We start from the raw sequence: 24335 nt of genomic DNA, 5'->3' as shown, positions 1-24335 counted from the left end.
AAGCCGCCTTTCTTTATTTGGTCAGTTTGGTTGGCTCTGCTGGCTGGCGCTCAGCTGCCTGTTTATTCTCACTATCCGCTTTCATCGCCCGCGGTGAAAGGATATCATGAATTTGCTGGCTTGTTCTGCACGCTAGTAGCCGGTCAAATACTTCTCGGCTCGCTTGCTGAGTAAGCGTCAGCAACTTCTCTTTGACCGGCAGTATCGCTTGAGCTGACATGCTAAGCTCATCGACGTCGAGCGCCAGCCAGATCGGCAGCGCCTTCAGATCGCCTGCCATCTCGCCGCAGACGCCAACGTGAATGCCTGCGCGCTTCGCCGCTTCTATCGTCATCTTCAGCATACGCAGTACGGCTGGATGAAAAGGCTCATACAGATATGAAATTTGTTCATTCATCCGGTCGACGGCGAGCGTGAACTGAATAAGATCATTCGTGCCGATGCTGAAGAAGTCGACCTCCTCAGCCAGCATATCCGCGAGGACGACGGCGGCCGGAAGCTCAATCATAATGCCGACCTCGATTTCCTCCGAGAACCCGATCCCTTCATTGCGCAGCTCCTGCTTGCATTGCGCGAGCAAGTTGTTCGCCGCTCTAACCTCTTCTACAGATGAGATCAGCGGGTACATGATCTTCACATTGCCATAATAGCTCGCTCGTAGAATCGCACGAAGCTGCGTCTTGAACAAGGATGGCTTATCGAGGCAGATTCGGATCGCCCTGTAACCGAGGAACGGATTCTCCTCCTCCGGAAGCTCGAAGTAATCCAGCTGCTTGTCGCCGCCGATATCGAGCGTACGGATAATGAGCGGCTTATTATCGAGCTTCTCAGCAGCGCCGCGGTATACTTCGAACTGCTCCTCTTCCCGCGGAAGCCTGCTGCGGTCCATGTAAAGAAACTCGGTACGGAACAGGCCAACACCGCTCGTGCCGCTCGCCAGAGCGACCTCCAGCTCCTTGAGCGAGCTAATATTCGCGCTCAGCTCCAGCTCCTTACCGTCCTTAGTCACCGGCTGCACGCCAACGATTCCACGCAGCTGCTGTTTCTTCTCCTGATGGAGCTGCTGCCTCTCTGTATACTGCTCCACGGCGAGTTGCTCCGGCTCCAAAATAACGATGCCGAGCTCACCATCAATGATGAGCATATCGCCTGTCTGAATCGCTTCTTCCAGCTTCGATTCAATGCCGACCACGAGCGGTACGCCAAGCGCTCTCGCCATAATAGACGAATGCGAAGTCGTGCTGCCTGCCAGTGTAGCGATGCCAAGAACATGGTTCGGGTTCAAGTGAGCGAGCTGTGAAGGAGACAGCTCCTTCGCAATAAGAATGAATGGCTGCGTATCCGAAGGCAGCGTAATTTCAGGCGCACCTAGCAGATGCTTAAGCAGTCGATTGCCGACATCCTTAATATCGAGCGCACGTTCCTTCATATATTCATCATCGAGCAGGTCGAACATGGTCACGAAGTGGTCAATCGCTTCTTTCACCGCAACTTCTGCCGCTTTGTATTGCCGCTGGATAATGCCTTGAATCTCATTCATAAAGACGGGATCGTCCAGAATAGCAATATGGGCGTCAAAAATGCTCGTTTCCTCTGGGCCGACTACCTCGCGCAGCTCATCCTTCATCTGCTCGATCTCGACTTTGGAGGTGCGAATACCTTCATACAACCTTTCAAATTCACGTGCCAAGTCGCCAACGTCGATCTTTTGCTCCGGTAAATCCCATTCCCAATTCGGCAGGACGAACGCCTTCCCGATTGCGATGCCTGGTGATGCCCCAATTCCTTGAATCACGCTGTTTCCCCTCCACCGCTTCTCTCTTTTAGAACAACTGACATGACGGAAGCTTGACCCTTCTTAACCCCTTTGAACGGGGCGAAGCTCCAGGAGCTTACCAGATCCGAATTGGTAATAACCATTGGTGTCGCAAGCGACTTGCTTCCTTTTCGTACTCTCTGCATATCAAACGTGATGAGGAGCTGACCCGGCTTTACCTGATCGCCTTCTTCCACGATTGCTTCGAAGCCTTGCCCTTTCAGCTGCGATGTATCGATGCCAATGTGCAGCAGCACTTCAAGCCCCTCCACAGTCCGAATGCCGATCGCATGCTTGGTCGGGTATATATGAATGACCTTGCCCGTTACCGGTGAGACCAGCTCTCCCTTATCCGGCATGAATGCGACACCGTCACCGACAAGCTTGCCGGAGAAGATCGGGTCAGGCACTTCGGAGAGCGGCATCATCCTGCCCTGCATCGGTGCGCTGAACAGTACTCTAGATATATCCCTTCGTATCGCTTTGTCCATTTCCTCCCGTATCAGCTCGGAATAGGTTCCAAAGACGATCTGCACGTTGCCGCCGCCTAGCCGGATAACACCTGCTGCGCCTAGATGGCGGAGCGCGTTAATGTCAATGAGCTTGTCGCTGCCAACCTTCAGGCGAAGTCGAGTGATGCAGGCTTCCATCTGAACGATGTTTTCTTTGCCGCCAATCGCTTGCAGAATAAGCGGTGCCCGGTATGGAATATCTCCTGCCCATTCATCGAGCTGCGAGCCTTCCTCTCGGCCTGGCGTCGGAATTTGAAACCGGTGAATCGCCCATCTGAACAAGACATAGTAGAGCAAGCCGAATATGAGACCGATCGGAATGAGCAGCCAGCCTCTGGTTGCGAGATGCTCATTAATCAAGAAGTCAATGGCTCCTGCCGAGAACGAGAAGCCGTGCCGAATGCCTAGCTCGTACGTGAACCACATCATCGCACCAGATAGAAGCGCATGGATGACGAACAAATATGGCGCTACAAATAGAAACGCAAATTCGATCGGTTCCGTCACACCTGTTAAAAAAGAAGAAAGCGCAGCGATCATGAACGTCTTCTTGATCTTCGGTTTCAAGTCTTCACGTGCCTCATGAATAATGGCAAAAGCAATCGCGGGCAGTGCGAACATCATTGTCGGGTACAAGCCTGCCATATAGCCGCCCGCAGTCGGATCGCCTGCGAAGAAGCGAGGCAGATCACCGAACACGACCGAACCGTCCCCTGACGTATAGCCGCCAACTTGGAACCAAAATACATGGCTGACGAGATGATGTAGGCCGAAGACGACAAGAATACGCAGGACGAAGCCGAACAGGAAGACGCCGAAGCCTCCGCCAGATTCGATGATATCGCCAAGCTCCATAAGTCCGTTATGTATGTAAGGCGCGATCTGGACCATCACAATTGCAAGCAGCGTGGAGAACACGCTTACGGCAAGCGGGATAAACCTCGGTCCACCGAAGAATTGAATATATTCCGGAAACTTTATAGACTTGAACCTTTCATTAAAGATACTGGTGACGAGCCCGATGAGCACTCCGGTCAGTACCGTTGGTTCGAGCTCGTAATGGCTCGCATTGATAACGCTCGTATAAATAAACATCCCTGCGATAGCAGCCAGGCCTGCGGTCAATGCATTGCTCGTCATGCCCATCGCGACGCCAAACGCAAACAAATACGGCAAGTACGCAAACAATGCGTGACCTGCAACTTGCAGGTGAGTCTGCATGTCGGGCAATCCAATCGAAGCCCATGGCAGCGCGCTAAGGCTGAGGAAAATAGCGGCACCGGGCAATACAATCGTCGGCAGCATCAATGATCGGCCAAGCTGCTGCAGATGACCCATTATGTTCATAAGCTGCCTCCTTGAAGTTTGTTGTGACGTGATTGCTACTCTTGATCGTAAGCGTTCATTCCTCCTTTGTCAAAAGAAAAGACGGACCATTATGGTCCGTCTAAATTATATTGACGTGGACAACCTGCCTGCTAAGAGTTAGCTTTTCCGTGCGGCAGCAGTATGGAATCCTCTACTTTAATGCAGCGATCCATAATGAGCTGCATGCCTGCGCGTTCAGCTATTGCTGCGACTTCATCATTGTAAATGCCAAGCTGCAGCCATAGCGTCTTTGCACCGATCTCGGCTGCTTCTTCCGCAACCGGCGGCGTATGCTCGCTGCGGCGGAAGACGTTGACCGCATCAATCGGAAAAGGAATATCTTTGAGCGAAGCGTAACTCGTCTCTCCTAGAATCTCCGAAGCGTTCGGATTAACCGGAATGATCCGGTAACCCTTTGCCTTCATCGCCTCAGACACCATATAGGAGGTGCGATCGGGCTTATCGGATAATCCGACGACAGCAATCGTCGTTGTTTCTTCAAGAATGCGTTTGATTTCATCGCGTGAAGGATTAGTAAAAGCCATGTGAATACCATCCCTTCTTCTATTGGGTACCCGCTTAGCCTGCTTACACAGCCTATTTCCTATTCAATCCATTCCACGTTCGCACCGAGCGCTTTCAAGTGATCGAAGAAGATCGGATACGACTTCGCCACATGATGCGCATCGCGGATACGAAGCGGCTGCTTCGCGCGAAGGCCAACAACCGTCAACGCCATAATAACACGGTGGTCATAATGCGCGTTGATCTCAACGCCGCCTTCAACACCTTCCGGACGGCCGTGGACGATAATTTCTGCTTGTCGCTCTTCCACATTCGCACCGGCTTTGCGAAGCTCGTTCAAGTAGTCGGTAATCCGGTCGCACTCCTTGTAGCGAAGGTTCTCCACATCGTAGAACCGGGAAGTTCCTTCCGCGAACACAGCAGCTGCAACCATAGCCAGAACCGCATCAGTCGCCTTGTCGCCGTCGAACTCGACTGCTTTCAGCTTGCCATTGCCCTTCACGTGTACGATGCCGTCTTTATGCGTAAGCGGCACTTCCATCATGCGAAGCACGTCAACAATTGCACGCTCGCCTTGCTTGCTGTTCTCTTCCAAACGGTGCAGGATCACATCGGACTCGGTTACTGCAGCAGCTGCAAGAATGGCCGCGGAGCCAGGATAGTCGCCTTGTACGACGTACTTCTTCGCCTCGTACTTCTGGCCGCCTTTAACCTTGTAATGCATGAGATCTTCAGAAGCTTCGATAACGATGCCGGCTTGCGCCAATACTTCAAGCGTTTGGCCGACGACAACTTTGGATTTGAGGTCATGGAGCACTTCAATCTCGCTATCCTCTTCAAGCAGCGGTGTCAAGAACAGCAGTGCGCTGAGGAACTGCGAGCTGACATTGCCGCTTACTTGAATCTTACCACCTTTAGCTTGTCCACCGCGAATTGTGATTGGCAGCTTACCGCTGTTATGCTCCACATCAACGCCGATTTGATCGAGTGCAACAATTAGGTCATCGTGCGGGCGCTTGCCCAGCGAGTCAGGGTAGCGGTTAATGAAGGTGACATCTGGAGCAAGAGCAGCAATTGCCATTAAGAAGCGAAGTACAGCGCCAGCATTGCCAACATCAAGCTCTTTAACATCCTTCGGGTTGCGTCCGAAACCGGTAATTGTAATTTTCTCTTCGTCTTCTTCGATGACAGCACCAAGATCGCGGATACAACGACGCATCGCGTCACTGTCTTCGCTGTGAGCCGGATAATAAATGGTGCTTGTTCCTTCTGCCAGTGCAGCGACAAGCAGGTAGCGTGTCGTATAGTTCTTTGAAGAAAGTGCTTGCAGCTCGCCTTGCAGTCTTGGTGTTGGGGTTACGCGTACATCCATCGTTAAAGTCGTCTCCTTTATGTAGGTGTAAATTTACAAGCGCAGCTTCAAGCCTTGCTCGATTTGATCGACTACTTCTTGCACAGTAAGATGAGTGGTGTCTATAGACAAATGGGCAAAATCATACGCATGCTTCCGATCCTCAAGCAGCTTATACACCCGGCCTGCAACATCGCCTTGCAGCAGCGGACGGTCCGGGTCCTGGCTGACACGCGCAATAATTTGCGAAGGGTCTGCTTTGAGCGACACCACGAAACTGCCCTCAAGCATTAGCTTCCGATTATGCTCTGCCAGTACTGCGCCTCCGCCAGTTGCGATAACGAGAGGTTCATCGCGGTCTATGACGTCAGCGAGCGCTGCTGTCTCCGCTGCTCGGAACTCCGCCTCGCCGCGTGTCTCGAAGATATCAGCGATCGAAGCGCATTCGCGCCGTACGATCTCCGCATCAATATCGATGACGCCGCAGTTTAGACGTGCCGCAAGCTCCTTGCTGACCGTTGATTTGCCTGTGCCCATAAACCCGATGAGGGCTACATGTTGGCGCGGCTTTTCCATGCTCACTCGAAACACCTTCCCCTGCCTTTTGAAAGCGTAAACCTGCATTCAAAAACATTTCCCACGATTATACCATTATTCAAGAATATCCGGTATAAAAAAGTTCAATCAACCGTAGAGTTGATAGTACTAAGAAGCATACTAATTAGATGAGGAGTGACATGTGCAATGGCAGCGATCCCCGAACCGTTCTCCGTCCAGTACCGTGTAAACCGCATCTTTAATCCGGATTACCCGATTTCATCCGAAGATGTGATATGGACACTTGAGTTTATGAAAAAGAAAGTGGCTGATGAAGCGCCTGAATTACTCAGTCTCCCTCAGCCACTCCTATTAAAGAAATTTCAAAGCTTCGCCGAAGCGTCATTGATTCTACTGAAGCAGCGCAGCGGCTGGGGCGGCGTTGAAGCCGACCGAATGCGCCGCTGTCTGCAAGATGTCATTACAGGTCTTAAGATTGAATCCAATTGAAGTGGAATGAACCTTCTTTGTCCACACGTTTGAACGTGTGAGCGCCGAAGTAGTCGCGCTGCGCTTGAAGCAGGTTCGCAGGCAGACGCTCTGTGCGGTAGCTGTCATAGTAGGACAGCGCGCTTGCAAATGCCGGTACCGGAATACCTTGCGTAACTGCCGTTGCGATTACTTCGCGCCATGCACCTTGGTAAGATTCCACGATTTCTTGGAAGTAGCTGTCGAGCAGCAGGTTTGTAAGGCCTGGATCGCGGTCGTACGCGTCCTTGATGTTCTGCAGGAAGCCTGCACGGATGATGCAGCCGCCGCGGAAGATCATCGCGATGTCGCCGTAACGCAGGTTCCAGTCGTACTCGTCGCTTGCTGCGCGCATTTGAGCGAAGCCTTGTGCGTACGAGCAAATTTTACTTGCGAACAGCGCTTTGCGAACCGCTTCGATGAATGCCGCTTTGTCGCCTTGGTAAGGCGCAGTTTGCGGTCCTTTCAGCAGCTTGCTAGCCGCTACGCGCTCGTCCTTCAGTGCGGACAAGAAACGGGAGAATACAGATTCAGTAATGATGGACAAAGGCACGCCAAGATCAAGCGAGCTTTGGCTCGTCCATTTGCCTGTACCCTTCTGGCCAGCGGAGTCGAGGATAACGTCAACCATTGGCTTGTTTGTTTCTGGATCGTATTTGGAGAAGATGTCAGCTGTAATCTCGATCAGGTAGCTGTCGAGCTCGCCTTTGTTCCACTCTGTGAAGATCGAGTGAAGCTCTTCCGTGCTAACGCCAAGAACACGGTTTAGCAGATCGTACGCTTCGCAGATCAGCTGCATGTCGCCGTATTCGATGCCGTTATGAACCATCTTCACGTAGTGACCAGCACCGTCTGGACCGATGTATGTGCAGCAAGCGTCGCCGCCAACTTTCGCGGAGATTGCAGTTAGAATTGGCTCAACCAATTTATAAGCAGACTCTTGGCCGCCAGGCATGATGGACGGTCCTTTCAGCGCGCCTTCTTCGCCGCCAGATACGCCAGTGCCGATGAAGCGGAAGCCTTTCTCCTCAAGCGCTTTGCTGCGGCGAACCGTATCAGGGAAGTATGCGTTACCGCCGTCGATGATGATGTCGCCTTCTGTCAGGTGAGGAACGAGTGCGTCGATAGTTGCATCTGTACCAGCGCCAGCTTGTACCATGATCAGAATTTTGCGAGGTACTTCAAGGGAAGCTACAAACTCTTCGATTGAGTATGTACCGACCAGGTTTTTGCCAGCCGATTCATTCAATAGATCGTCAGTCTTCTCACGGGAACGGTTAAATACCGAAACGGTAAATCCTCTGCTTTCAATGTTCAATGCTAGGTTCTTGCCCATGACCGCAAGACCGATAACGCCGATTTGTTGTTTAGACATATGGTTACTCCACACCTTTTCTCTTTAATAGTAGTAACAACTGCATTGCCTGTAGAGGCAAGTTTTCACATACAATATTCCCATTTTACTCTTTTTAGCCGGGAATGAAAACCATGTGCCCCATAAAAATTGTCGATGACAGTGTGAAAGATTGCGAATAGCACAAAATAAACCCCCGGAAACGCGAACGCTCCGGAGGTTTATTCGATTGCCTTTATTCTGGTTATATCAAAGCTCAAGCTGGATCATCTCAGTTCTAAGGGATTGTAGTCGCTCCTTGGACTGCGCCATAACATCTTCGCGCCCATCCGTTATTGCTTCGTGGAGGACGGATAGCTCATAATCAAGCTCAAACCGCAGCACTGAAGCCCGCTCCTCAGCCCTCTTCGACTGAAAGGCTTGAATCACTTCCTCCACCGTAACAAAAGGTTTCTTTTGATAAATGATACGATGTTCCATGCCGGACACCTCCACTAAACGAATAATCTCACCAAACATAATGCTCTCAATAACAATTTGTCTGTCTTTAAACCGCTTGACGACAGCATGACCGCGTGTATCATTGATTAACTTCTCGAGCAAATCCGACAGCTTCTCATCTTTAATCAGATAATCCCCGATAATTTTGTAACGACCCCGAACCCGCTGAAACCGCAGTTTCACCAGCTTGCGGCCGCTCCGGACCGATATGAGAAAATAGACATCCGTCTCGCTCCAATAAAGCGAATATCCCTCCTGTATCAAATCCCGAATAAGATTTTGGATTTGCCGGCGGTCGAATCGCAGCTCCAAATTGCAGTACTCCACTTCGTAACTTTTGTTCATCGGCAAGCCCTCCCTTCGTATGGATTCATTTGACGAAATGTTCTGAATATTCTCTCATATGATTATCTTATACTTCATCTTATGTTCTGGCAACTTGGATTATTGACTATTTTTAGCCATTTCGAGCCCAATTGGACAACAATTTATTTACGCGCAAACGGCATTTATCTTCTTCTAACGGTAATAGCTACCGTTTCGCGGAATCATTGTAGAGACCATGCCATTTATGTACATGAACTATATAATGAAATGAAAAAAGCTGCCCCAGGACTGCTTGATCACAGTCGCCGGGACAGCTTATTTGAAAGCAATATTGCTAGCGGCCTACCTGACTTTAGAAAGACCAATTGGCAAGAATAATACCGAATGTTACGCCGCTAACTACGGCACCAATGAAGCTGTATACACCTGCACGAAAACGCTGCTGGAACATCTTGAGAACCCCGAGACTGAGCAGCGAGAAGAAAAGCAAGATAAACACAGCACCTAAAACGAACAGCGCCGCAGAAATTTGGCTAACGTCAACCAGTGTCAAATAAAACACTCCCTATGCAAGTCTATACTCGCATTATACGCCAATATCGACAGCTATCGCCAGCGCCTGAGAGCGGTAAGATCAGTCAAATTCGTGAATTTTCTTCTATAATATGCTGCCTCGGATCAGAGCCCATGAATAGAAGCAATGTGCGTTCTTTTGCTTGGCGGTCGTTTCTTCAGCTTAATCTTCAGAACTGCGCCGTCATACTCAGCGATGCACGAACGCGGTAGCACGAGCTTCGGCAGCCGGACTACCTCGCTCTCACTGCCGCCTATCCCGCTAAGCTTGACACGATCCTCCTTCACGAGCAGCTTCAGCGCCCCCAGATCAGCCGCTTCTCCAAGCGGATAAGTAACAATCACATGCCGTTTCGTCTCCAATATATTCGCCGCCGTCGGCTTCAGCGCAGTTGAAGCGGCAGGCAGCGCTTTATTCATCATTTTGCGAACATAATTCTCGATCCAATCCGATTGCTTAAAGATATCGAAGCCCTTAGGCAGCTGCTGCGTCTCCATCCACTGCTCCAGCTCCTCCCAATCCCCTGCCATTCCCATCCACACCTCCAGCACCATAAACCTTGTCGCCTACATCATATGCATTTTCGTTTTAGATGGGCACAACCCGTTCCGTGATGGAACAACTGGGCATTTGCCGCATAAGATGTCATATCCCGCGCTGAAAGATCAGGTTAGGAGTGACTGTGCAATGCCCGCAATCGTTGGCTTCGTTAAAGTGATCAGCGTCGGCTCAAGCGCCGTCGTTCAATTTGGCGATTCCGTCCAAATTTCCCCGTCAAGTTCATCCAAAACGTATGCTGGAGCAGGCTCGTTCTTAACAGGCGGCCTCACGAACTCCAACAACGCCGTCAGTGCAACGAATACGAACGATCCTGACTTCCAAGACAATACGAGCAATGAAGTGGCTACTGGAGTGAACGTCTAATGAATATCACCGTTCATCAGACCATTACAATTCATCAGCTAAGGGTTGACAGTGTGGCGAACTCCTCCGTCCTGCAAGTCGGGACGGCGGGGTCCATCTCGTCCTTGTCACAGCTGTACAATTCAGGTGGATTTGCCGAGGCGGCGCCGCAGGTCGAGGAGAACCCGCTGAATTTCGTGCCGCTGCCGAATCCACGATAACGACGGAGGTGCCTATTGCCCATGCAGCCAAGCGATCAACAGCCGCTCACGCCGTGGCAGATGTGGAATCTGCTCAGCCATAATATGCATAAGCTGCATTGCCAGCTGAATGAGCAGCAGGCCGTCATTAATAAGCTGAATAAGCAGATTGAAATGCTGAATATGCGCATCGAAATGACTGAAAACAAACCGATGTATCATGTCGATACGATACAATATCATTTTGACCAATTGAAGGTCGAGAAGCTGGACGGCACGCTCAATATTGGGATGACCCCGCCAAGCGAAGAATTCGTCAAGGAAGTCGGCCAGCTCGTTCTGCCGGGCAAAGGCAATGTGAGCGAGGTCGTCGTGAACGATCCGAACTTGCTGGGCAAGAAACTGACTCCAGCCCAGAATGCGCAGAACAGCAAAGTCAATCACTTCCCGGCACAAGGCGGCTTGGTCGGCGGACCGCAAGATGTCATGCCTTCCGCCCCGTTCCCGGAAGTTCGGCGGCAGGTCGATCTATTCCTCGATCATACAGCCCCTGAACGGCTCAAGGCGATCGAGACGGAAATGGCCATCCCGCTTGATCCCTATCACCGCAGACTTGTCATTGAAGATATTCGCAAGCAAATGAGCACGCGCATCCAGTTCTATATCGAGCAAGTGTCCAAGTCGCATAACGGCACGCATTTGCAATCTGACGGACAAAGCAGTCCAGGTACTGGTGAGATCGACAAACCAAGCATACCGCAAACCGTCATCTCCAAGACAACGCGCGATATCGAGATGGCGCTGCGCAACTATATGAGTAAGCTGAAGAACAACGGTAATTAGAAAGGGGCCTGAGCGCGAATGCAACTAAACGTAGTCAATCATGTGCTCGCCGTCGGGAGCATTCAATTAACCGGTGTCGCGAGTGCCTCCATGCTTCAAATCGGAGATACGGAGCAGATTTCGCTCGTCTCCATGTTCGATACGCCGCCGGAGTCCGTCATCGTTGGACCGCTTGCGCCGCTTGAAGAGCCGGAAGGGTTTGAACGCGCCGAAGGCGAAGCAGATGTCTTCAAGAAGGCAACGCTGGAAGGACTGGAGGCGCTGCTACAGCATGAATCTTGAGACGAATGAGTCGCAGCAAGAGGACTTCCCGGTCCGCACTTCCGAAGTTGGCGGCATCTACGTGAACACAGTGGGTTCCGCCTCAGTCGTGCAGATTGGCGACCGTGCTGAAGTAAATGCATCGCTGCGCGCGCTTGCCGTTCAGCGAGCTTCGGATCATCTCACATCCGGCAATGTTTATTTCGAATCCTACGACATCTTCGACCGTGAGACTCCAACGATGAAGCCCCTCATCAATGAAATGGATTCCGAGCCGGATTATGTTCGGACAACCAATTGCTTGCCTACGATCAGCGTCGGCTGCATCGAGATTATTGCGGTCAGCAGCGCGGCGCTGCTGCTTGTCGGCAATGGTCTGAAGATGAAAGGCGAGGCTAGAGTCAAGCATGTGCGGCAATTCTCTGTGTCATCACCTGTTCCGACGATATAAGATTCGAATCTTAAAGTAGGCGCTTGACATGCCAGGCATATCGACCCGCGCAGCTGCAGCAACCCGATCTGGGCGAATGTACAAATACAATTGCACCCGGTACAAACGTCCAATCGAATTACTAGCAAAGGCATATATTACAAATGTGATCAGAAACATCACAAAATAACCACTCGGGAGGTATGTACAGTGGGATACGGCGGTGTAGGTGGCGCAGGAATGGGATGCGGACCAGGCCTTCTTTGGACTAGTGCAGGCATTATTCTTGTACTCTATATTTTGTTAGTAATCGTTCTTCGTGGCGGTTTTATCTAACATCCTATTGCTCATAACAAGAACCGGTCCTGCCATGGGTGCAGGGCCGGTTTTTGCTTGTGCTTGTTTTTACTTTTTCGAGACAACCTCGTCCTTAAGCTGCTGGATGAAAACGGCGATCGATATGGTTCCGATGTCGCCTTTTCCCCTCTGCCTAACAGCAACGCCGTTCGATTGGCGCTCCGCTTCACCCAGTACGAGCATATACGGCACCTTCTCAAGCTGTGCTTCGCGGATCTTATAGCCAAGCTTCTCGTTCCGATGATCAATCACGGTGCGCAGCCCTGCCTCCTCCAGCTGCTGCTTCACGGAGAACGCATGGTCAACATCTTTCTCGGACACTGGAATCACTTTGACCTGTACCGGCGAGAGCCATAGCGGAAATGCGCCAGCATAATGCTCAGTCAGAATACCGATGAACCGGTCAATCGAGCCATAGACGGCTCGGTGAATAACGACTGGACGGTGTTTAGCGCCGTCCTCTCCGATATAGGACAAGTCGAATTTCTCCGGCATTTGGAAATCCAGCTGAATCGTTGCACATTGCCAGCTGCGCTTCAGCGCATCAAGGATGTGGAAATCAATCTTCGGTCCATAGAATGCACCGTCGCCTTCATTCACTCGGTATGTGATGCCCCTGTGATCGAGAACCAGCTGAAGCGAGGATTCCGCTTGGTCCCATAGCTCCTGTGAGCCCATCGAATCTTCTGGACGAGTCGACAGCTCAATTCGGTAGGAGAACCCGAACACCGCATAGATGTCGTCAATGAGCGCGATGATTTTGCCGATCTCCTCCTCGATCTGGTCTGGCCGTACGAACAAATGCGCATCATCCTGGCAAAATGTCCGCACCCGCATCATTCCGTTCAGCGCACCGGAAAACTCATGTCGGTGCACCTGTCCGAACTCCGCGATGCGAAGAGGCAGCTCGCGATACGAATGAAGGCTATTCTTATAGATCAGCATATGTCCTGGGCAGTTCATCGGCTTGAGCGCATAATCTGTCTCATCGACTTCAGTGAAATACATATTGTCCTTGTAATGATCCCAGTGGCCGGACTCTTGCCACAACCGCTCATTCATCATGAGCGGCGTACGAACCTCATCATATCCGCGTCTGTTCTGCATCTCCCGGGAGAATTGCTCAAGCTCTGTCCGCAGCTTCATCCCTTTCGGCAGATAGAACGGCATGCCCGGCGCTTCCTCCGAGAACATGAACAGCTCCAGCTCCTTGCCGAGCTTCCGATGATCCCGCTTCTTCGCCTCCTCAAGCAGCTGCAGATGCTCATCCAGCTGCGACTTCTTAGAGAACGCTGTGCCATAGATGCGCTGCAGCACCTCATTGTCGGAATTGCCCCGCCAGTATGCGCCAGCTACCGACTGCAGCTTGAACGCCTTGATCCGCCCTGTAGACGGAAGATGCGGCCCTCTACACAGATCAGCGAACTCCCCCTGCTCATAGATCGAGATGACTTCCGATTCCGGCAAGTCCCGGATGAGCTCCTGCTTCAGATGCTCGCCTCGGCTCCCGAAGAATTCAAGTGCTTCCTCGCGACTTACGATGCGGCGGACAATCGGTACATTTTGCTGCACGATCCGCTCCATTTCTTTCTCAATCGCCTGCAAATCTGCTGGGGCGAGCGGCTGTGCAATCGCAACGTCATAGTAGAAGCCATCCTCAATTACCGGTCCGACGCCTAGCTGAACAGCTTCTTCACCGTAGATGCGCTTAATCGCCTGCGCCATTAGATGCGCAGCGCTGTGACGGAGGATGTGTTGCCCCTCCTCACTGTCTTGCTCGATAATCGCAAGCTCGCAATCTTCTTCCACGAGACGGCTGAGATCAACCAGCTTCCCGTTCACCTTGCCCGCTACAGCTTGCTTCGCCAAGGATGCGCTAATGGATTTCGCCACATCCTCCACCGATACCCCTGCTTCGTAGCTTCTTACCATTCCACTTGGCAGCTTTACATTTACGATGTTTCCCACGAAACTTCCTCCGTTTCAATTGGCAAATTTGAACGCAAAAAAACGCACATGTCCGTAAGGGACGAGTGCGTTCAGCTCGTGGTTCCACCCTAATTCAACCCTCGCGAAGCATAAGCTTCCGTGTGCGAGAGGTCCTTCTTAGCATCCTGTAACGTGGATAAGACGGCGCCATTTACAACTGGGACACATAGTCGCCAAGGTTCAACGGCACAGCTGCAAAGGGGTAACTCCGATCTCAGGACAGAAGGAGCTTGCAGCAATCGCTCCTCTCTCTGTGCAGCCTGACGTATGGGAATCATGTCTTTGGTTATCGCCTGATATACTTCTGTGCTCCATATTATAGGCGGGTCCTTCGAAAAGTTCAAGAGCCATTCACCTAATTTTCTGAAAATGATACTTGAGCCGCCCGCTGTCGCTCTTTCGCAAGCAGCTTCATGTTCGCTTCATGCCGCAAGCGGAACCCTCGCTTATACCGGTAACCGTGCAGTATCATGAACTCCTCGAACTCGAACTTGAGTTCAAACTCGCTCTCGTCCTGATTGCGCGATTCGTATAGCTTTTCTGTTAGCAGCAAGTAGTCTACTGAAACCTTGATACGGTCCGTAATTTCAACGCGATCATTCGTTGCGCTGCCGTGGCTTGGAAGCAAGAGCAAGGCTGGGGATGAATCGCTATATGCCCCAATCTTCGCCAATGTTTCGCGGTAATTCGCATACGAGTCGAAAACAAACGGAAATTCGATATCCGATACATAATCTCCTGTAATGAGCAGGTCCAGCGGCGCCACATGGCACATGAGCCCGTCTCCGTTATGACCGTACGCCGTCTGGAATGTAAGCACGGTCGAGCCTATAACAAGCTGCTGTCCTTCACGCTTGATGACGATATCCACCTGTGGAAACACAATGTCATAAGGGCGGTCGATATAAAATTCATCGTCCAAGCGAGCGACGACTTCAACCCGCTCCGCTTTATCCGGATGGTTCACGAAAGCTTCGCCCGCGATAACCGTGCAGTCGGTAAACGAACCGTAGCCGACGATATGATCGAAGTCGGAGTGGGTGAAGAACAGGTACACCGGACGCGAGCCGCGCACTTCATCCACATACAGCCTGATCGCCTCAACCTCCGAAGGCAAATAGTTCGGGTCAACGACAAGTACAAGATCAGCGGTCTCGATAACCATCGCATTCGTCTGATACAGCTCGCTTTGAAACAGATGAACATGCTCGGATTGGTAAGCCATCATTTGGAAGCCTCCTCCTTTTCTCTTGGCAGCTGCAGCTCGAGCTCGGTCACTTCCTTGAATGGATAAGGCTCGAGTGGCGTTTGCAGCAATGCCGAATACATATCCGCACGCTGCCAGGTTAAGCTCTCCAGCGATAAGGGGTCCAGGCTGACCTGCAGCCCTAGACCGTTCGAAACAATTTCGAGCCGCTCGCCGTTTCGGGTTTTCACCTTCCGAACCGTTACGCTTGCGAACTCATTCGCAATCCGAATTTCCGTTTCCGCTGCCGACATCCGTCCACTCCCCGTCCTATAAGAAAATACCTAAGCTGCTGATGCCCATCGTCGTATGGTCAAGCTTCACAAACCGTTTGGCGAGTTTCCATGTAGAACCGTCCAGCCGAAGCGTATCTTCTCTCTCGCCTGATACCAAGTCGTGCGTTGGGCTGTCGAATCGACTGCGGAACAGCAGCAAATTGCTCTTCACAATGATTTCCCTCGCTCCGCTCGAATTCTCGCTCACATCAACAAGCCGGAAGTTGGTCAGAAAATGTCTCGTTCTCGACGGCGGGTCCTCCGCCCAGTTATAGTCGGAGAACGTCCGCTCGACCCGCATCTGGATCGATTTGTAGTTCTCGTTCATATGCCACGCCTGATCGCTGAACGGGCTGGCTGCATGCCGTTCGCGCGTTAGTCTGATCGGGATTTGATAACGAATATCCTCTGTCAATACCGCCATCCACTCGGTGTATTCACCACCGTCAAGCAATTCCGCTTCTGCTATTAAGAACTGCTGTGCAGCAATCAGCAGCTCCTGCTGCTGCGACGATACGGATACAGCTTCTGTCAACAAATCTGCCATCGTTCATCCGCCCTTTCCCTTCTCTACTCTTCATCTCCAGCCAGCATGATATCGACATACGACTCATAGAAGTACCGCTGATTGCCCTCGCCATATCGCGGATAGTAAGCAATACCCGGCAGCGGCCATTCCTCGTCGCGCTTTGCCTTGCCCATGCCATTCATGCCCATCTGGAAGTTCAACTTCAGGTTGTCTTTGGCGAATCGGTTCCCTGCCGTCTGTGTAATCGTCTCCCATGTCATGGAATCATCCATTTCGAAGATGCCCGCCAAGCTGAATGTAGCGGAGCCGGCGCGGTACGAGGCTTCCTTGAACGACTGCGGGGTATTCTTGAACATGAGGAACCAGTTCCAAATCTCGATCTGATCCGGTCCCTTCGGCCGCCACTGACGCATGCTGATGAACGGCACCGGCGGCAAATCCCGCTCGGGTGTTACAGTCATGAGCAGAAACGAGCTGTTCGGAAAAATATTGCCGAGCATTTCCTTGGAGTCCCTTACGATTTCAAGCCCTTTCGGCTCCAGACGGTCAAGGCGGAATGTATCGACGATCTCCTTCGGGAAGTTCCAGTAAGGCATCTCGATCACCTGCTCCGTCTTATCGAGCGAGATGTCGACGCAGTGCCCGTTGCCGGCGAGAATTTGCTCCCCGTTCATATTCGCAAGCATGGAGAAAGGAGAAGAGCCAACCTCGTACGCCGAATGATGCAGGAAAATCAGGTGGTACGCGTCTCCGCTGAAGTTCTCCGCCGCGACTTTCCAATTCGCATTGACAATCCAGCGCTGCGGCTCGCCGATGACCTCCAGCCCCTCGTCCTGCAGCCCGAACAGCAGATCAAGGTAATATTTGCTGTCTGCTAAATACTCCTCTAGCGGCGGTGTTTCTTTATCCAAGCAAGCAAAGATAAGTCCGTGAATGAGCTCGCACCTTGCCTCTAGCAGCCCCCATTCCTTCTTATTCAGACCGTTGTAGGCATGCTTCTGGGCGGGCATTCCGATCAGATCGCCGTTGTTCTTATAGATAAAGCCGTGATAGGGGCAGCGGAAGTGCGATGCGTTCCCCTTCTCCGCACGGCATACTCTAACGCCGCGGTGGACGCAGGCGTCTAGCATGACGCGGATCTCGCCGGATTCATCGCGGTTTACGATGAACGGGTCCTCACCGATGTAGCGAAGCACATAGTCGCCAGGAGACGGAATTTCGGACTCAAGACCGACATAGATCCATTTTTTCGTAAAAATCTTCTCTATCTCCAGCTCATACAGCTCGCGGTCATTGAATATTCCGACGGGAATGATGCCTTCCTTCAAGCTCTCGCGCATCTCACGCAACAGCTCCTTCGCACGGCCGTGTTTCGGTGGGGCTATCGTCTCGTTCGTCATCGTAGAAGCACCTCGTTCCTTCGTTTAGTAAGGATTGTTCTCTAGCCAGCGCGCATAGGCGCGGACACTCTCTTCGAATGGCATGGAAGGCACATAGCCGATTTCTTCACGAGCCTTCGTAATATCGAATGTGCCGTAGTGATCCAGCTCGGAGAACCTGCCTTCGCCCACTTCGATAACCGCGTCTGGATATAGCTCCTGCACGAATGCGATCAGCTCACCGAAAGTCGTTTTGTAACCGGCAGTAATGCTGTAGACGTAGCCCTTCATCGCCGAACTGTCCGCTTCCATCGCACAGATGCACGCCTTGGCAACATCCTTCACATGGACGTATTGGAAGCCGTAATCGCGGCCTTCCTTCAAGTAGGTCGGCTCCTTGCGGATCGCGTTCTGAATAAGATCCTTCATGAAGCACTGCATAAACTGCCCCGGTCCATACAACCAGCCCGGACGAAGCGACGGAATTTCGAGGCCGTACAGGTTCCGATACCCGTAAGCAAGCTTCTCCGTGAACACCTTCGTTGCGCCATACACGCCGCTCGGATGCAGCGGCACATCCTCCGTCACGATGCCAAGCTCGGCGTTATTGCCATAAGCGTATTCCGAGCTTAAGTTGACAACGCGTGTTATGCCTGACAACCGAGCCGCTTCGAACACATTCGTCGTCCCAAGCGCATTCGTCAGCACCGTCTGATACGGGATATCAATCGCTGTTACGGGATGCGAGATCGCTGCCGTATGAATGATGCGTTCGATGTTATATTTGCGGATTGTTTCGAGCAGAAGCGGTAGATCGAGCAGATCCCCTTGCACATAAGCGAGCCTCTCGTCGCCCCCATTGTCCTTCGCGCGTCGGTCATAACTGACCACTTCGTATCCTTTCTCACGCAGCATCGGAACCAAACTCGACCCAAGAAATCCCATCCCGCCTGTTACCAAAATCGTCATCGCACTCGCCTCCAGCTTATTTGGATTCCTTCACCAATTCATTGATAAAGGATGGATTGTAAAGCTTGTTCATATCCGGCAGGTCATCGATAAACTCCAAATCCTTCAGAAACTCGCCGACTTTCTGGCCGTTATACCGAACGGATGTGTAAGCTTCTTCGTCCTTCTGCGTAGCTACGTTATCTTGCAGGTCATAAACCTTTACGCCTTCGAGCGAGGTTTTGAATTCCTCCGGCGTAATCTCCGCATGCTTCGCCATGATGGCGATCGCTTCATCTGGATTGCTCTTCAGGTATGCAACGGCGTCGAACCAAGCCGCCATTACATGCTTCACATCCTCCGGCCGTTTCTCAATGACACTCTCGCGGAAGGTGATCGAATCCATCAACAAGCCTGGTGTCTTCTTAGACGAGAACAACAGCTTGCCTTTACCGGAGCTGAGCGTTTCGCTTAGGAACGGCTCCCAGATGACGGCGGCGTCAATCTTGCCTGCGAGGAAGGAGGAACCGGCATCCGTAATCGCCATGTTGAAGTAATTGATATCTTTCTCCGCCAGTCCGTTCTCCTTCAGAACAGTTAAGAGGAAGAATTGATCGACCGTCCCCAGCTCGGTCGCGACACGCTTGCCCTTCAAATCCGCGATGCTGTTAATCGAAGGATCTACGACGAAGCCGTCTGCGCCGTCGGAATAGTCGATGATCATCGGAATTTGCAGCTTGATGCCTTTGCCGACTGGTGGCAGCGTATCGCTTAAAGTCTGACTGTTCGCATCCACATTGCCCGAATTGAGCGCCGATAGGCCATCGCTATAGCTCGGGAACCATTCCAGCTGCACCGGAACATCATGCTTCTTGAAGAAGCCTTTCTCTTCTGCAACGTACCAGAGGAAGTAGGTTGGGAACGGGTTAAGTCCAATCTTGAGCGGTTCATCGCTCTTCCCCCCGGAATTGCCATTGCCGCTGCTAGAGCATGAGGTGAGCAGCAATGCGGCCATCACACAGGCGGCGGCTGCTGAAACGATACGTTTTTTCATGTTTTATCCCTCCAATCGATTAACTTAAGGCGATTGTAAACGTTTGTGCTACACAAAAGTCAACGGTGATGTTATATTTTATTACATGAATATCTCGTAAAATAGTAAAGCGAGGCGAATCGGCGATGAAGGAACGGTTAACGATCAGCGAAATGGCGCAGCTGCGCGGCATGACGACTGAGACATTGCGCCATTATGACCGTATCGACCTGTTTAAGCCTCAGTATGTAGACCCGCAGACGAGCTACCGGTATTACTCGATTTTTCAATATGAAGTGCTCGGCACGATTAAGGAACTTCGGGAAATCGGCATGAATACGACGGAGATCAAGCAGTATTTCAATGAGCGCAACATACGCAACTCGACCGAGCTGTTGGCGGCAAAGCATGAGGAGCTTGTCCAGAAGGTAAAAGAATTGACGGCGCTCGAGGAGAACGTACGAGATAAGCTCGTGTTTCTGCGAGGGCTGCTTGCTGATGCTGAGGCAGAGGCAGATGCTGCGACGGAAGTAGACGAGTACATGAGGGACGGCACAGCAGCCAAACGGCCTGCGGTCGTGTTCCGCCATTTGGAACGCCGGAAGCTGTTTACGCTGCATCAGAAGATTAACAGCAATCTGGAGTTATGCTATGGAGTGCTTGGACTGGAGAACCAGCTGACGGAGACCGCGCCTATTCTTGCAAGCAATCGGCTCGGTGTACTGCTCTCGCAGGAAGATTTGGAATCACGCCGATTCGAGTCACCTTCAATGATCTTCGTCGTCGCGAAGCGCTCAACAGCCGTCGCCAAGCCGCATCTTATCCGCATCCCGGAGGGGCTATTCGCTTGCATTCGCTATTACGGCGAGCTATGGAACCGTAGCGAGAGCCTAGCACTGCTCTGCGGCGAGCTGGAGAAGCAAGGCTATGTCATCACCGGCGATGCGCTGCAAATTATGCAGGTCGATATTACGATTACCGACAATCCGAGCGAAGTGATGTTTGAAATTCAAGTGCCCGTTCAGCATAAATCCGAGAAGCACAAAAAAGAACAGCAGCCAGAGCATTAATGCCCAGACTGCTGTTCTTCTTCAATTATGCCTGCTCATATTGCTTCTCTGCAGCAGCTGATACTGCCGCAGCCGCAATGAGCTCCTTATACTTCTCTGCATACCGGGTAACCGACTGCACATAAGTCGCATGCGACCATGTAAGCGGCGCAACCGACATCGGACTACCGTCAAGCGGATGCAGCTGCTCCGGCAGAACGCCGCTTCCGAGGGCATGATCAACGACCCATTGCAACGTCTCGCGAGGCTTCTCGAGATCGGCAAGACTCTTCGCCGATTCAATCTCGAAATTAGCAACCCAGAGTGTACAAATAATCCATGGATTTCCCGGCACATTCTCGATGTCGCCTGACTGTTGGAAGTAGTAATCGTTCGTGTAGCGCGCCGCGCCGCCGACATGCGTGCGAACGGACAGACCGCCTTTGATCGCATTCATCGTCTTAATGACCCGCTCGTCATCAACCGGAAGAACGCCGAACTCCCAAATCCCGAACAGACTGCTCTCCAGCGTCATATCCTTCACCCATTGATTATCTTTCTGGATAAGTCCACGCGCGAACCGGCCAGACTCCTCATCCCACAGATGCGTGATCATCGCCTGCTTGACCGAATGCGCGGTCGAACGGAAATGATCGCTTCGTTCATAGTCGCCGAACAGCTCCGTGAAGAATGCTGCCGCGATTAAGCCGCCATAAACCGATGCCACGGTATATGTCCAGATGCCATATCGCTCTTCCCACAGATCATAGCTCGGCTTCGGAAGCGATAAGCTGTAATCCATATATTGGCTGAGGAATGCAGCACTTTTGCGGATCAGATTGTTGTAAAGCGATTGCGGCAGCTCGATCACTTGATGGCGCGTATAGTCCTTCCATAACGCGAACAGTACAAGTGCCGTCTCATCCTCCTGAATCGGCAGCCTCCGGCTTCCTTGCACAATGTAAGGATGCCAGCTGGAGCCGACCGTGCCGTCTGGATTGTACTTGTGGTACAAGTAGCCATCCGGTGACAAGGCTTGCGCGCAGAACTGGAAGAACGGCGCAATGACACTCTGGAAGCCCGCCGCTGACATCGCTTCTGCGATTAGAGCGCCGTCGCGCGGCCACATGTAGCTGTAATGGTCGCGGTTGTATTGCAGAATATCCGTGTCATTCGCTGCTATAATGGCACCTCGTTCGTCCGTCTGCGTCCGAACGAGCAGCAGGCTGAGCCGGAACAACCGGGCAACCTCCGGCGATAGATCACCGAGATTATGTTCAGCGCGCTGCAGCCAATGATTCCAGTAGATGACGATTCGGCTGAGCAGCTTCTCCGGATGGCTGTCCTGCACATACTGGTTCAGCTTCTTCACCGCTTCAAGATCGCTGCCAATGGACATCCAGTAGTATATCGTCTGTTCTCCATTAGGTGGTACGACCGTCCGGAAGCTGATCGTGCTGTCGACAGAGCCCTGGGCAATCGAGTTACCCATCAGGTTGCCGTCCTCGGCGTCACGCCAAGTGCCTTCTGCGGAATGGAACCGCTTGATACCTGTCGTATACTGCGTCATGCCGCCTTCATCCGAGAAGCCGTTAAACATGAAGTAAGAAGACCGTTTGTAATGATATAACGTATGATTATCCGGATAATAGGCGGCTGTATCTCCAACCTCTGAGCCGTCAATCATCAAATCCTGATGGAAGAATAGCCGCACTTCCCGTGCATCACCCGCTAAGTTGCGGACGACGACACGTTTAATGTAGATGCACTCACGCTGGTGAATGCCGTCATTCATATGCAGCTCAATCGCAAGCCTTTCATTGCGTGCGATGACATTCGTAACAAGCGAATCTTCGATGTAGCCAAGCTCGATCTTCCAATCCGGGTCTTCGAGCCAAGAGAATTGGCCAGCTACCCATATGCCGAGCCTGCAATATTGTCCGCCGACATGATTCAGTTGTCCAACGAATGGATAGTAAATATCCCGAATATAACAGTTGCGATCTAGGTTGATCAGAATTTTACCGTTGCCGATTACGAGATGACGGGCCATGGCTGGCGCTCCTTTCTAAGTGGCGAAATCGTGGTGTAAAGCGACATGTAGGCTTTCGCCGAGCGGGTCCAGCTGTAGTCTTCCTTGGCGCTGTTCGTGACAATTTGCTGCCATGCCGCTTCATCCTTATAGAAGCCAATTGCTCTTCTAATCGTGTGAAGCATATCGTGCGCGTTATAATTCGCGAAGCTGAAGCCGTTGCCTTCCCCAGTATATTCGTCATAGGCAAGTACAGTGTCTTTTAATCCGCCGGTCTCCCTCACAATCGGAACGCTGCGGTAACGAAGCGCAAGCAATTGGCTCAGTCCGCATGGTTCGAATTGCGACGGCATCAAGTACATATCGCTGCCAGCATAGATGCGGCGGGCAAGTCCGTCGTTAAAGCCGAACCAGGTCGCAACCTGTCCTGGGCGCTCCAGCTCCGCTGTACGGAACAGATCTTCATACTGCGAGTCGCCGGAGCCGAGCACGACGAGCTGCACATCTTCCTGCAGAATCTCGCCGAACACAGCGGCGATCAGGTCGAAGCCTTTCTGATCGACGAGCCTCGAGACGACACCGATGAGCGGCGTGTCCTCCGACTCTCGCAGACCGAGCTCACGCTGCAGCGACACCTTGTTCTTCCGTTTGCGCGCGAGCGAGCCGCGATATGGGAACGGAATAGCCTCGTCATTCATCGGATCGAACAAGTCGGTATCAATCCCGTTGACGATTCCGACGAGATCGGCGCTGCGATGACGCAGTAGTCCGTCCAGCCGTTCACCATAATATTCCGTTTGAATTTCCTGCGCATAGGTGGGGCTAACGGTTGTGAGCTTGTCCGCATAACGAAGACCGGCGAGCATGCAGTTGCCGGCTCCGTAGAACTCAATCCCTTCAGAGAAGAACAGCTCCTCGCCGGCATTCATTAGCTCCTTGAACAGCTCTTTCCCAAAGACCCCTTGATACTTCAAGTTGTGAATCGTATACACCGTCGCGATATCCGCACATGCCGGATCAAACCGATACCTTGTCTTATGCAAGAATGGGATAAGGCCTGTCTGCCAGTCATGACAGTGAATGATCTCCGGATGGAAATCAAGATGATACAGCGACTCCATGACGGCGTAGCAGAAGAAGATGAAGCGTTCTGCATCGTCGCCATAACCATACAGTACACCGCGTTTAAAATAATGCTCATTGTCGATCAAATAATAGACGACACCGTCCAGCTCTGCCTTCAATAATCCACAGTACTGGTCCCTCAATCCGATTCGCACCGTGAAGGTCGCGATCGTCTCGAATTGCTCGAGTAACGCGGCAGGAATGGCATCATACTTAGGCAGAATGACGCGGACGTCAGCCCCTTTGGCGTTTAACGCTTTCGGCAGCGCGCCAGCGACATCGGCGAGTCCGCCCGTTTTCACGAGCGGCACCGCCTCAGAAGCTGCAAATAAAACTTTCATCG

Annotated in this window: 26 protein-coding genes; 8 read left to right on the top strand and 18 right to left on the bottom strand. The window is 51.9% G+C overall.

The annotated features are described in order from the left end of the window. Nucleotides 1–13: 13 nt before the first annotated feature. The 5 genes from ptsP to AC0LWF_RS02905 form a co-directional block, all read right to left on the bottom strand. A complete protein-coding gene (ptsP, locus tag AC0LWF_RS02925) occupies nt 14–1795 on the bottom strand; it encodes a phosphoenolpyruvate--protein phosphotransferase (protein WP_474650059.1) in 1782 nt (593 codons plus the stop codon). Further along, complete coding sequence (locus tag AC0LWF_RS02920; protein WP_474650058.1) at nt 1792–3675, bottom strand: glucose PTS transporter subunit IIA; 1884 nt, start codon at nt 3673–3675, stop codon at nt 1792–1794. The genes ptsP and AC0LWF_RS02920 overlap by 4 nt, the downstream gene beginning before the upstream one ends. 131 nt (nt 3676–3806) lie before the next feature. Next, nucleotides 3807–4241 (bottom strand): CoA-binding protein, encoded by a 435-nt coding sequence (locus tag AC0LWF_RS02915; protein WP_474650057.1) that lies wholly within the window; start codon nt 4239–4241, stop codon nt 3807–3809. A gap of 59 nt (nt 4242–4300) precedes the next feature. Next, a complete protein-coding gene (aroA, locus tag AC0LWF_RS02910) occupies nt 4301–5593 on the bottom strand; it encodes a 3-phosphoshikimate 1-carboxyvinyltransferase (protein ID WP_474650056.1) in 1293 nt (430 codons plus the stop codon). 33 nt (nt 5594–5626) lie between these two features. Next, nucleotides 5627–6148 carry a shikimate kinase gene (locus tag AC0LWF_RS02905; RefSeq protein WP_474650455.1) on the bottom strand — a complete coding sequence of 174 codons (522 nt, stop codon included), beginning with the start codon at nt 6146–6148 and terminating at the stop codon, nt 5627–5629. A 168-nt stretch (nt 6149–6316) separates the two neighbouring features. Between AC0LWF_RS02905 and AC0LWF_RS02900 the strand changes: the two genes are divergently transcribed. After that, nucleotides 6317–6619, top strand: a complete 303-nt coding sequence (locus tag AC0LWF_RS02900) for a hypothetical protein (RefSeq protein WP_090573034.1) — start codon at nt 6317–6319, stop codon at nt 6617–6619. Here the strand turns inward: AC0LWF_RS02900 and gndA are convergent. The 4 genes from gndA to AC0LWF_RS02880 form a co-directional block, all read right to left on the bottom strand. Beyond that, nucleotides 6600–8012, bottom strand: a complete 1413-nt coding sequence (gene gndA / locus AC0LWF_RS02895; protein WP_474650055.1) for an NADP-dependent phosphogluconate dehydrogenase — start codon at nt 8010–8012, stop codon at nt 6600–6602. The two genes, AC0LWF_RS02900 and gndA, sit on opposite strands and share 20 nt — an antisense overlap. A 228-nt stretch (nt 8013–8240) precedes the next feature. Further along, nucleotides 8241–8837: a hypothetical protein gene (locus tag AC0LWF_RS02890; protein ID WP_474650054.1), complete on the bottom strand. Its 597-nt coding sequence runs from the start codon at nt 8835–8837 to the stop codon at nt 8241–8243. A 334-nt stretch (nt 8838–9171) separates the two neighbouring features. Further along, a complete protein-coding gene (locus AC0LWF_RS02885) occupies nt 9172–9372 on the bottom strand; it encodes a hypothetical protein (RefSeq protein WP_474650053.1) in 201 nt (66 codons plus the stop codon). A gap of 125 nt (nt 9373–9497) precedes the next feature. Next, nucleotides 9498–9923, bottom strand: coding sequence for an Hsp20/alpha crystallin family protein (locus AC0LWF_RS02880; protein WP_474650052.1), 426 nt, complete (start codon nt 9921–9923; stop codon nt 9498–9500). A gap of 157 nt (nt 9924–10080) precedes the next feature. Here AC0LWF_RS02880 and AC0LWF_RS02875 point away from each other — a divergent pair, with 157 nt between their 5' ends. From AC0LWF_RS02875 to AC0LWF_RS02850, 6 genes are all read left to right on the top strand, one after another. Next, nucleotides 10081–10317, top strand: a complete 237-nt coding sequence (locus AC0LWF_RS02875; protein ID WP_474650051.1) for a spore germination protein — start codon at nt 10081–10083, stop codon at nt 10315–10317. Beyond that, complete coding sequence (locus tag AC0LWF_RS02870) at nt 10317–10517, top strand: spore germination protein GerPB (RefSeq protein WP_090573028.1); 201 nt, start codon at nt 10317–10319, stop codon at nt 10515–10517. Before AC0LWF_RS02875 ends, AC0LWF_RS02870 begins: the two co-directional genes overlap by 1 nt. A 21-nt stretch (nt 10518–10538) precedes the next feature. Continuing rightward, nucleotides 10539–11339: a spore germination protein GerPC gene (gerPC, locus tag AC0LWF_RS02865; RefSeq protein ID WP_474650050.1), complete on the top strand. Its 801-nt coding sequence runs from the start codon at nt 10539–10541 to the stop codon at nt 11337–11339. An 18-nt stretch (nt 11340–11357) separates the two neighbouring features. Next, nucleotides 11358–11621, top strand: a complete 264-nt coding sequence (locus AC0LWF_RS02860) for a hypothetical protein (RefSeq protein ID WP_474650049.1) — start codon at nt 11358–11360, stop codon at nt 11619–11621. Further along, the gene (locus AC0LWF_RS02855; RefSeq protein WP_474650048.1) at nt 11611–12051 is read left to right on the top strand and encodes a spore germination protein GerPE; all 441 of its coding nucleotides are present in this window, start codon (nt 11611–11613) and stop codon (nt 12049–12051) included. Before AC0LWF_RS02860 ends, AC0LWF_RS02855 begins: the two co-directional genes overlap by 11 nt. 219 nt (nt 12052–12270) lie before the next feature. Beyond that, entirely contained in the window at nt 12271–12366 is a 96-nt protein-coding gene (locus tag AC0LWF_RS02850; protein ID WP_218150164.1) for a YjcZ family sporulation protein, read from the top strand. 69 nt (nt 12367–12435) lie between these two features. Here the strand turns inward: AC0LWF_RS02850 and thrS are convergent, their stop codons facing one another. The 7 genes from thrS to AC0LWF_RS02815 form a co-directional block, all read right to left on the bottom strand. Next, nucleotides 12436–14355, bottom strand: coding sequence for a threonine--tRNA ligase (gene thrS / locus AC0LWF_RS02845; RefSeq protein ID WP_474650047.1), 1920 nt, complete (start codon nt 14353–14355; stop codon nt 12436–12438). A 376-nt stretch (nt 14356–14731) separates the two neighbouring features. Next, nucleotides 14732–15604 carry an MBL fold metallo-hydrolase gene (locus AC0LWF_RS02840; RefSeq protein WP_474650046.1) on the bottom strand — a complete coding sequence of 291 codons (873 nt, stop codon included), beginning with the start codon at nt 15602–15604 and terminating at the stop codon, nt 14732–14734. Further along, on the bottom strand, nt 15601–15876 hold the full coding sequence (locus AC0LWF_RS02835; protein ID WP_474650045.1) for a hypothetical protein: 276 nt from the start codon (nt 15874–15876) through the stop codon (nt 15601–15603). The genes AC0LWF_RS02840 and AC0LWF_RS02835 overlap by 4 nt, the downstream gene beginning before the upstream one ends. 16 nt (nt 15877–15892) lie before the next feature. Then, nucleotides 15893–16444, bottom strand: coding sequence for an aromatic-ring-hydroxylating dioxygenase subunit beta (locus AC0LWF_RS02830; protein ID WP_474650044.1), 552 nt, complete (start codon nt 16442–16444; stop codon nt 15893–15895). 23 nt (nt 16445–16467) lie between these two features. Then, nucleotides 16468–17826 (bottom strand): aromatic ring-hydroxylating oxygenase subunit alpha, encoded by a 1359-nt coding sequence (locus AC0LWF_RS02825; RefSeq protein ID WP_474650043.1) that lies wholly within the window; start codon nt 17824–17826, stop codon nt 16468–16470. Between the two features lie 24 nt (nt 17827–17850). Continuing rightward, entirely contained in the window at nt 17851–18774 is a 924-nt protein-coding gene (locus tag AC0LWF_RS02820; protein ID WP_474650042.1) for an NAD-dependent epimerase/dehydratase family protein, read from the bottom strand. A gap of 16 nt (nt 18775–18790) precedes the next feature. Then, nucleotides 18791–19807: an ABC transporter substrate-binding protein gene (locus AC0LWF_RS02815; RefSeq protein ID WP_474650041.1), complete on the bottom strand. Its 1017-nt coding sequence runs from the start codon at nt 19805–19807 to the stop codon at nt 18791–18793. A gap of 125 nt (nt 19808–19932) precedes the next feature. On the opposite strand from AC0LWF_RS02815, the gene AC0LWF_RS02810 reads away from it, so the two are divergent. After that, complete coding sequence (locus AC0LWF_RS02810; protein WP_474650040.1) at nt 19933–20856, top strand: MerR family transcriptional regulator; 924 nt, start codon at nt 19933–19935, stop codon at nt 20854–20856. 25 nt (nt 20857–20881) lie between these two features. On the opposite strand, the gene AC0LWF_RS02805 is transcribed toward AC0LWF_RS02810, so the two are convergent. Together AC0LWF_RS02805 and glgA are read right to left on the bottom strand one after the other, a co-directional pair. Next, nucleotides 20882–22888 carry a glycoside hydrolase family 15 protein gene (locus AC0LWF_RS02805; RefSeq protein WP_474650039.1) on the bottom strand — a complete coding sequence of 669 codons (2007 nt, stop codon included), beginning with the start codon at nt 22886–22888 and terminating at the stop codon, nt 20882–20884. After that, nucleotides 22870–24333 (bottom strand): glycogen synthase GlgA, encoded by a 1464-nt coding sequence (gene glgA, locus AC0LWF_RS02800; RefSeq protein WP_474650038.1) that lies wholly within the window; start codon nt 24331–24333, stop codon nt 22870–22872. Before glgA ends, AC0LWF_RS02805 begins: the two co-directional genes overlap by 19 nt. Between the last annotated feature and the right edge of the window lie 2 nt (nt 24334–24335).

Source organism: Paenibacillus sp. sgz302114 (assembly GCF_056120345.1).
Note: the sequence above shows the minus strand (reverse complement) of the source record. Positions and strands in the feature narration are given on the sequence as shown.

Excerpts from the sequence above, each read along its gene's own strand:
- AC0LWF_RS02915 (WP_474650057.1), bottom strand. The coding sequence starts at position 4,241 with ATGGCTTTTACTAATCCTTCACGCGATGAAATCAAACGCATTCTTGAA.
- AC0LWF_RS02830 (WP_474650044.1), bottom strand. The coding sequence starts at position 16,444 with ATGGCAGATTTGTTGACAGAAGCTGTATCCGTATCGTCGCAGCAGCAG.
- AC0LWF_RS02860 (WP_474650049.1), top strand. The coding sequence starts at position 11,358 with ATGCAACTAAACGTAGTCAATCATGTGCTCGCCGTCGGGAGCATTCAA.
- AC0LWF_RS02900 (WP_090573034.1), top strand. The coding sequence starts at position 6,317 with ATGGCAGCGATCCCCGAACCGTTCTCCGTCCAGTACCGTGTAAACCGC.
- AC0LWF_RS02815 (WP_474650041.1), bottom strand. The coding sequence starts at position 19,807 with ATGAAAAAACGTATCGTTTCAGCAGCCGCCGCCTGTGTGATGGCCGCA.
- gerPC (WP_474650050.1), top strand. The coding sequence starts at position 10,539 with ATGCAGCCAAGCGATCAACAGCCGCTCACGCCGTGGCAGATGTGGAAT.
- AC0LWF_RS02810 (WP_474650040.1), top strand. The coding sequence starts at position 19,933 with ATGAAGGAACGGTTAACGATCAGCGAAATGGCGCAGCTGCGCGGCATG.
- AC0LWF_RS02875 (WP_474650051.1), top strand. The coding sequence starts at position 10,081 with ATGCCCGCAATCGTTGGCTTCGTTAAAGTGATCAGCGTCGGCTCAAGC.
- AC0LWF_RS02835 (WP_474650045.1), bottom strand. The coding sequence starts at position 15,876 with ATGTCGGCAGCGGAAACGGAAATTCGGATTGCGAATGAGTTCGCAAGC.
- gndA (WP_474650055.1), bottom strand. The coding sequence starts at position 8,012 with ATGTCTAAACAACAAATCGGCGTTATCGGTCTTGCGGTCATGGGCAAG.
- AC0LWF_RS02890 (WP_474650054.1), bottom strand. The coding sequence starts at position 8,837 with ATGAACAAAAGTTACGAAGTGGAGTACTGCAATTTGGAGCTGCGATTC.
- AC0LWF_RS02920 (WP_474650058.1), bottom strand. The coding sequence starts at position 3,675 with ATGAACATAATGGGTCATCTGCAGCAGCTTGGCCGATCATTGATGCTG.
- AC0LWF_RS02850 (WP_218150164.1), top strand. The coding sequence starts at position 12,271 with ATGGGATGCGGACCAGGCCTTCTTTGGACTAGTGCAGGCATTATTCTT.
- AC0LWF_RS02880 (WP_474650052.1), bottom strand. The coding sequence starts at position 9,923 with ATGGCAGGGGATTGGGAGGAGCTGGAGCAGTGGATGGAGACGCAGCAG.
- AC0LWF_RS02805 (WP_474650039.1), bottom strand. The coding sequence starts at position 22,888 with ATGGCCCGTCATCTCGTAATCGGCAACGGTAAAATTCTGATCAACCTA.
- AC0LWF_RS02855 (WP_474650048.1), top strand. The coding sequence starts at position 11,611 with ATGAATCTTGAGACGAATGAGTCGCAGCAAGAGGACTTCCCGGTCCGC.
- AC0LWF_RS02840 (WP_474650046.1), bottom strand. The coding sequence starts at position 15,604 with ATGATGGCTTACCAATCCGAGCATGTTCATCTGTTTCAAAGCGAGCTG.
- glgA (WP_474650038.1), bottom strand. The coding sequence starts at position 24,333 with ATGAAAGTTTTATTTGCAGCTTCTGAGGCGGTGCCGCTCGTGAAAACG.
- AC0LWF_RS02825 (WP_474650043.1), bottom strand. The coding sequence starts at position 17,826 with ATGACGAACGAGACGATAGCCCCACCGAAACACGGCCGTGCGAAGGAG.
- AC0LWF_RS02820 (WP_474650042.1), bottom strand. The coding sequence starts at position 18,774 with ATGACGATTTTGGTAACAGGCGGGATGGGATTTCTTGGGTCGAGTTTG.
- aroA (WP_474650056.1), bottom strand. The coding sequence starts at position 5,593 with ATGGATGTACGCGTAACCCCAACACCAAGACTGCAAGGCGAGCTGCAA.
- AC0LWF_RS02905 (WP_474650455.1), bottom strand. The coding sequence starts at position 6,148 with ATGGAAAAGCCGCGCCAACATGTAGCCCTCATCGGGTTTATGGGCACA.
- AC0LWF_RS02870 (WP_090573028.1), top strand. The coding sequence starts at position 10,317 with ATGAATATCACCGTTCATCAGACCATTACAATTCATCAGCTAAGGGTT.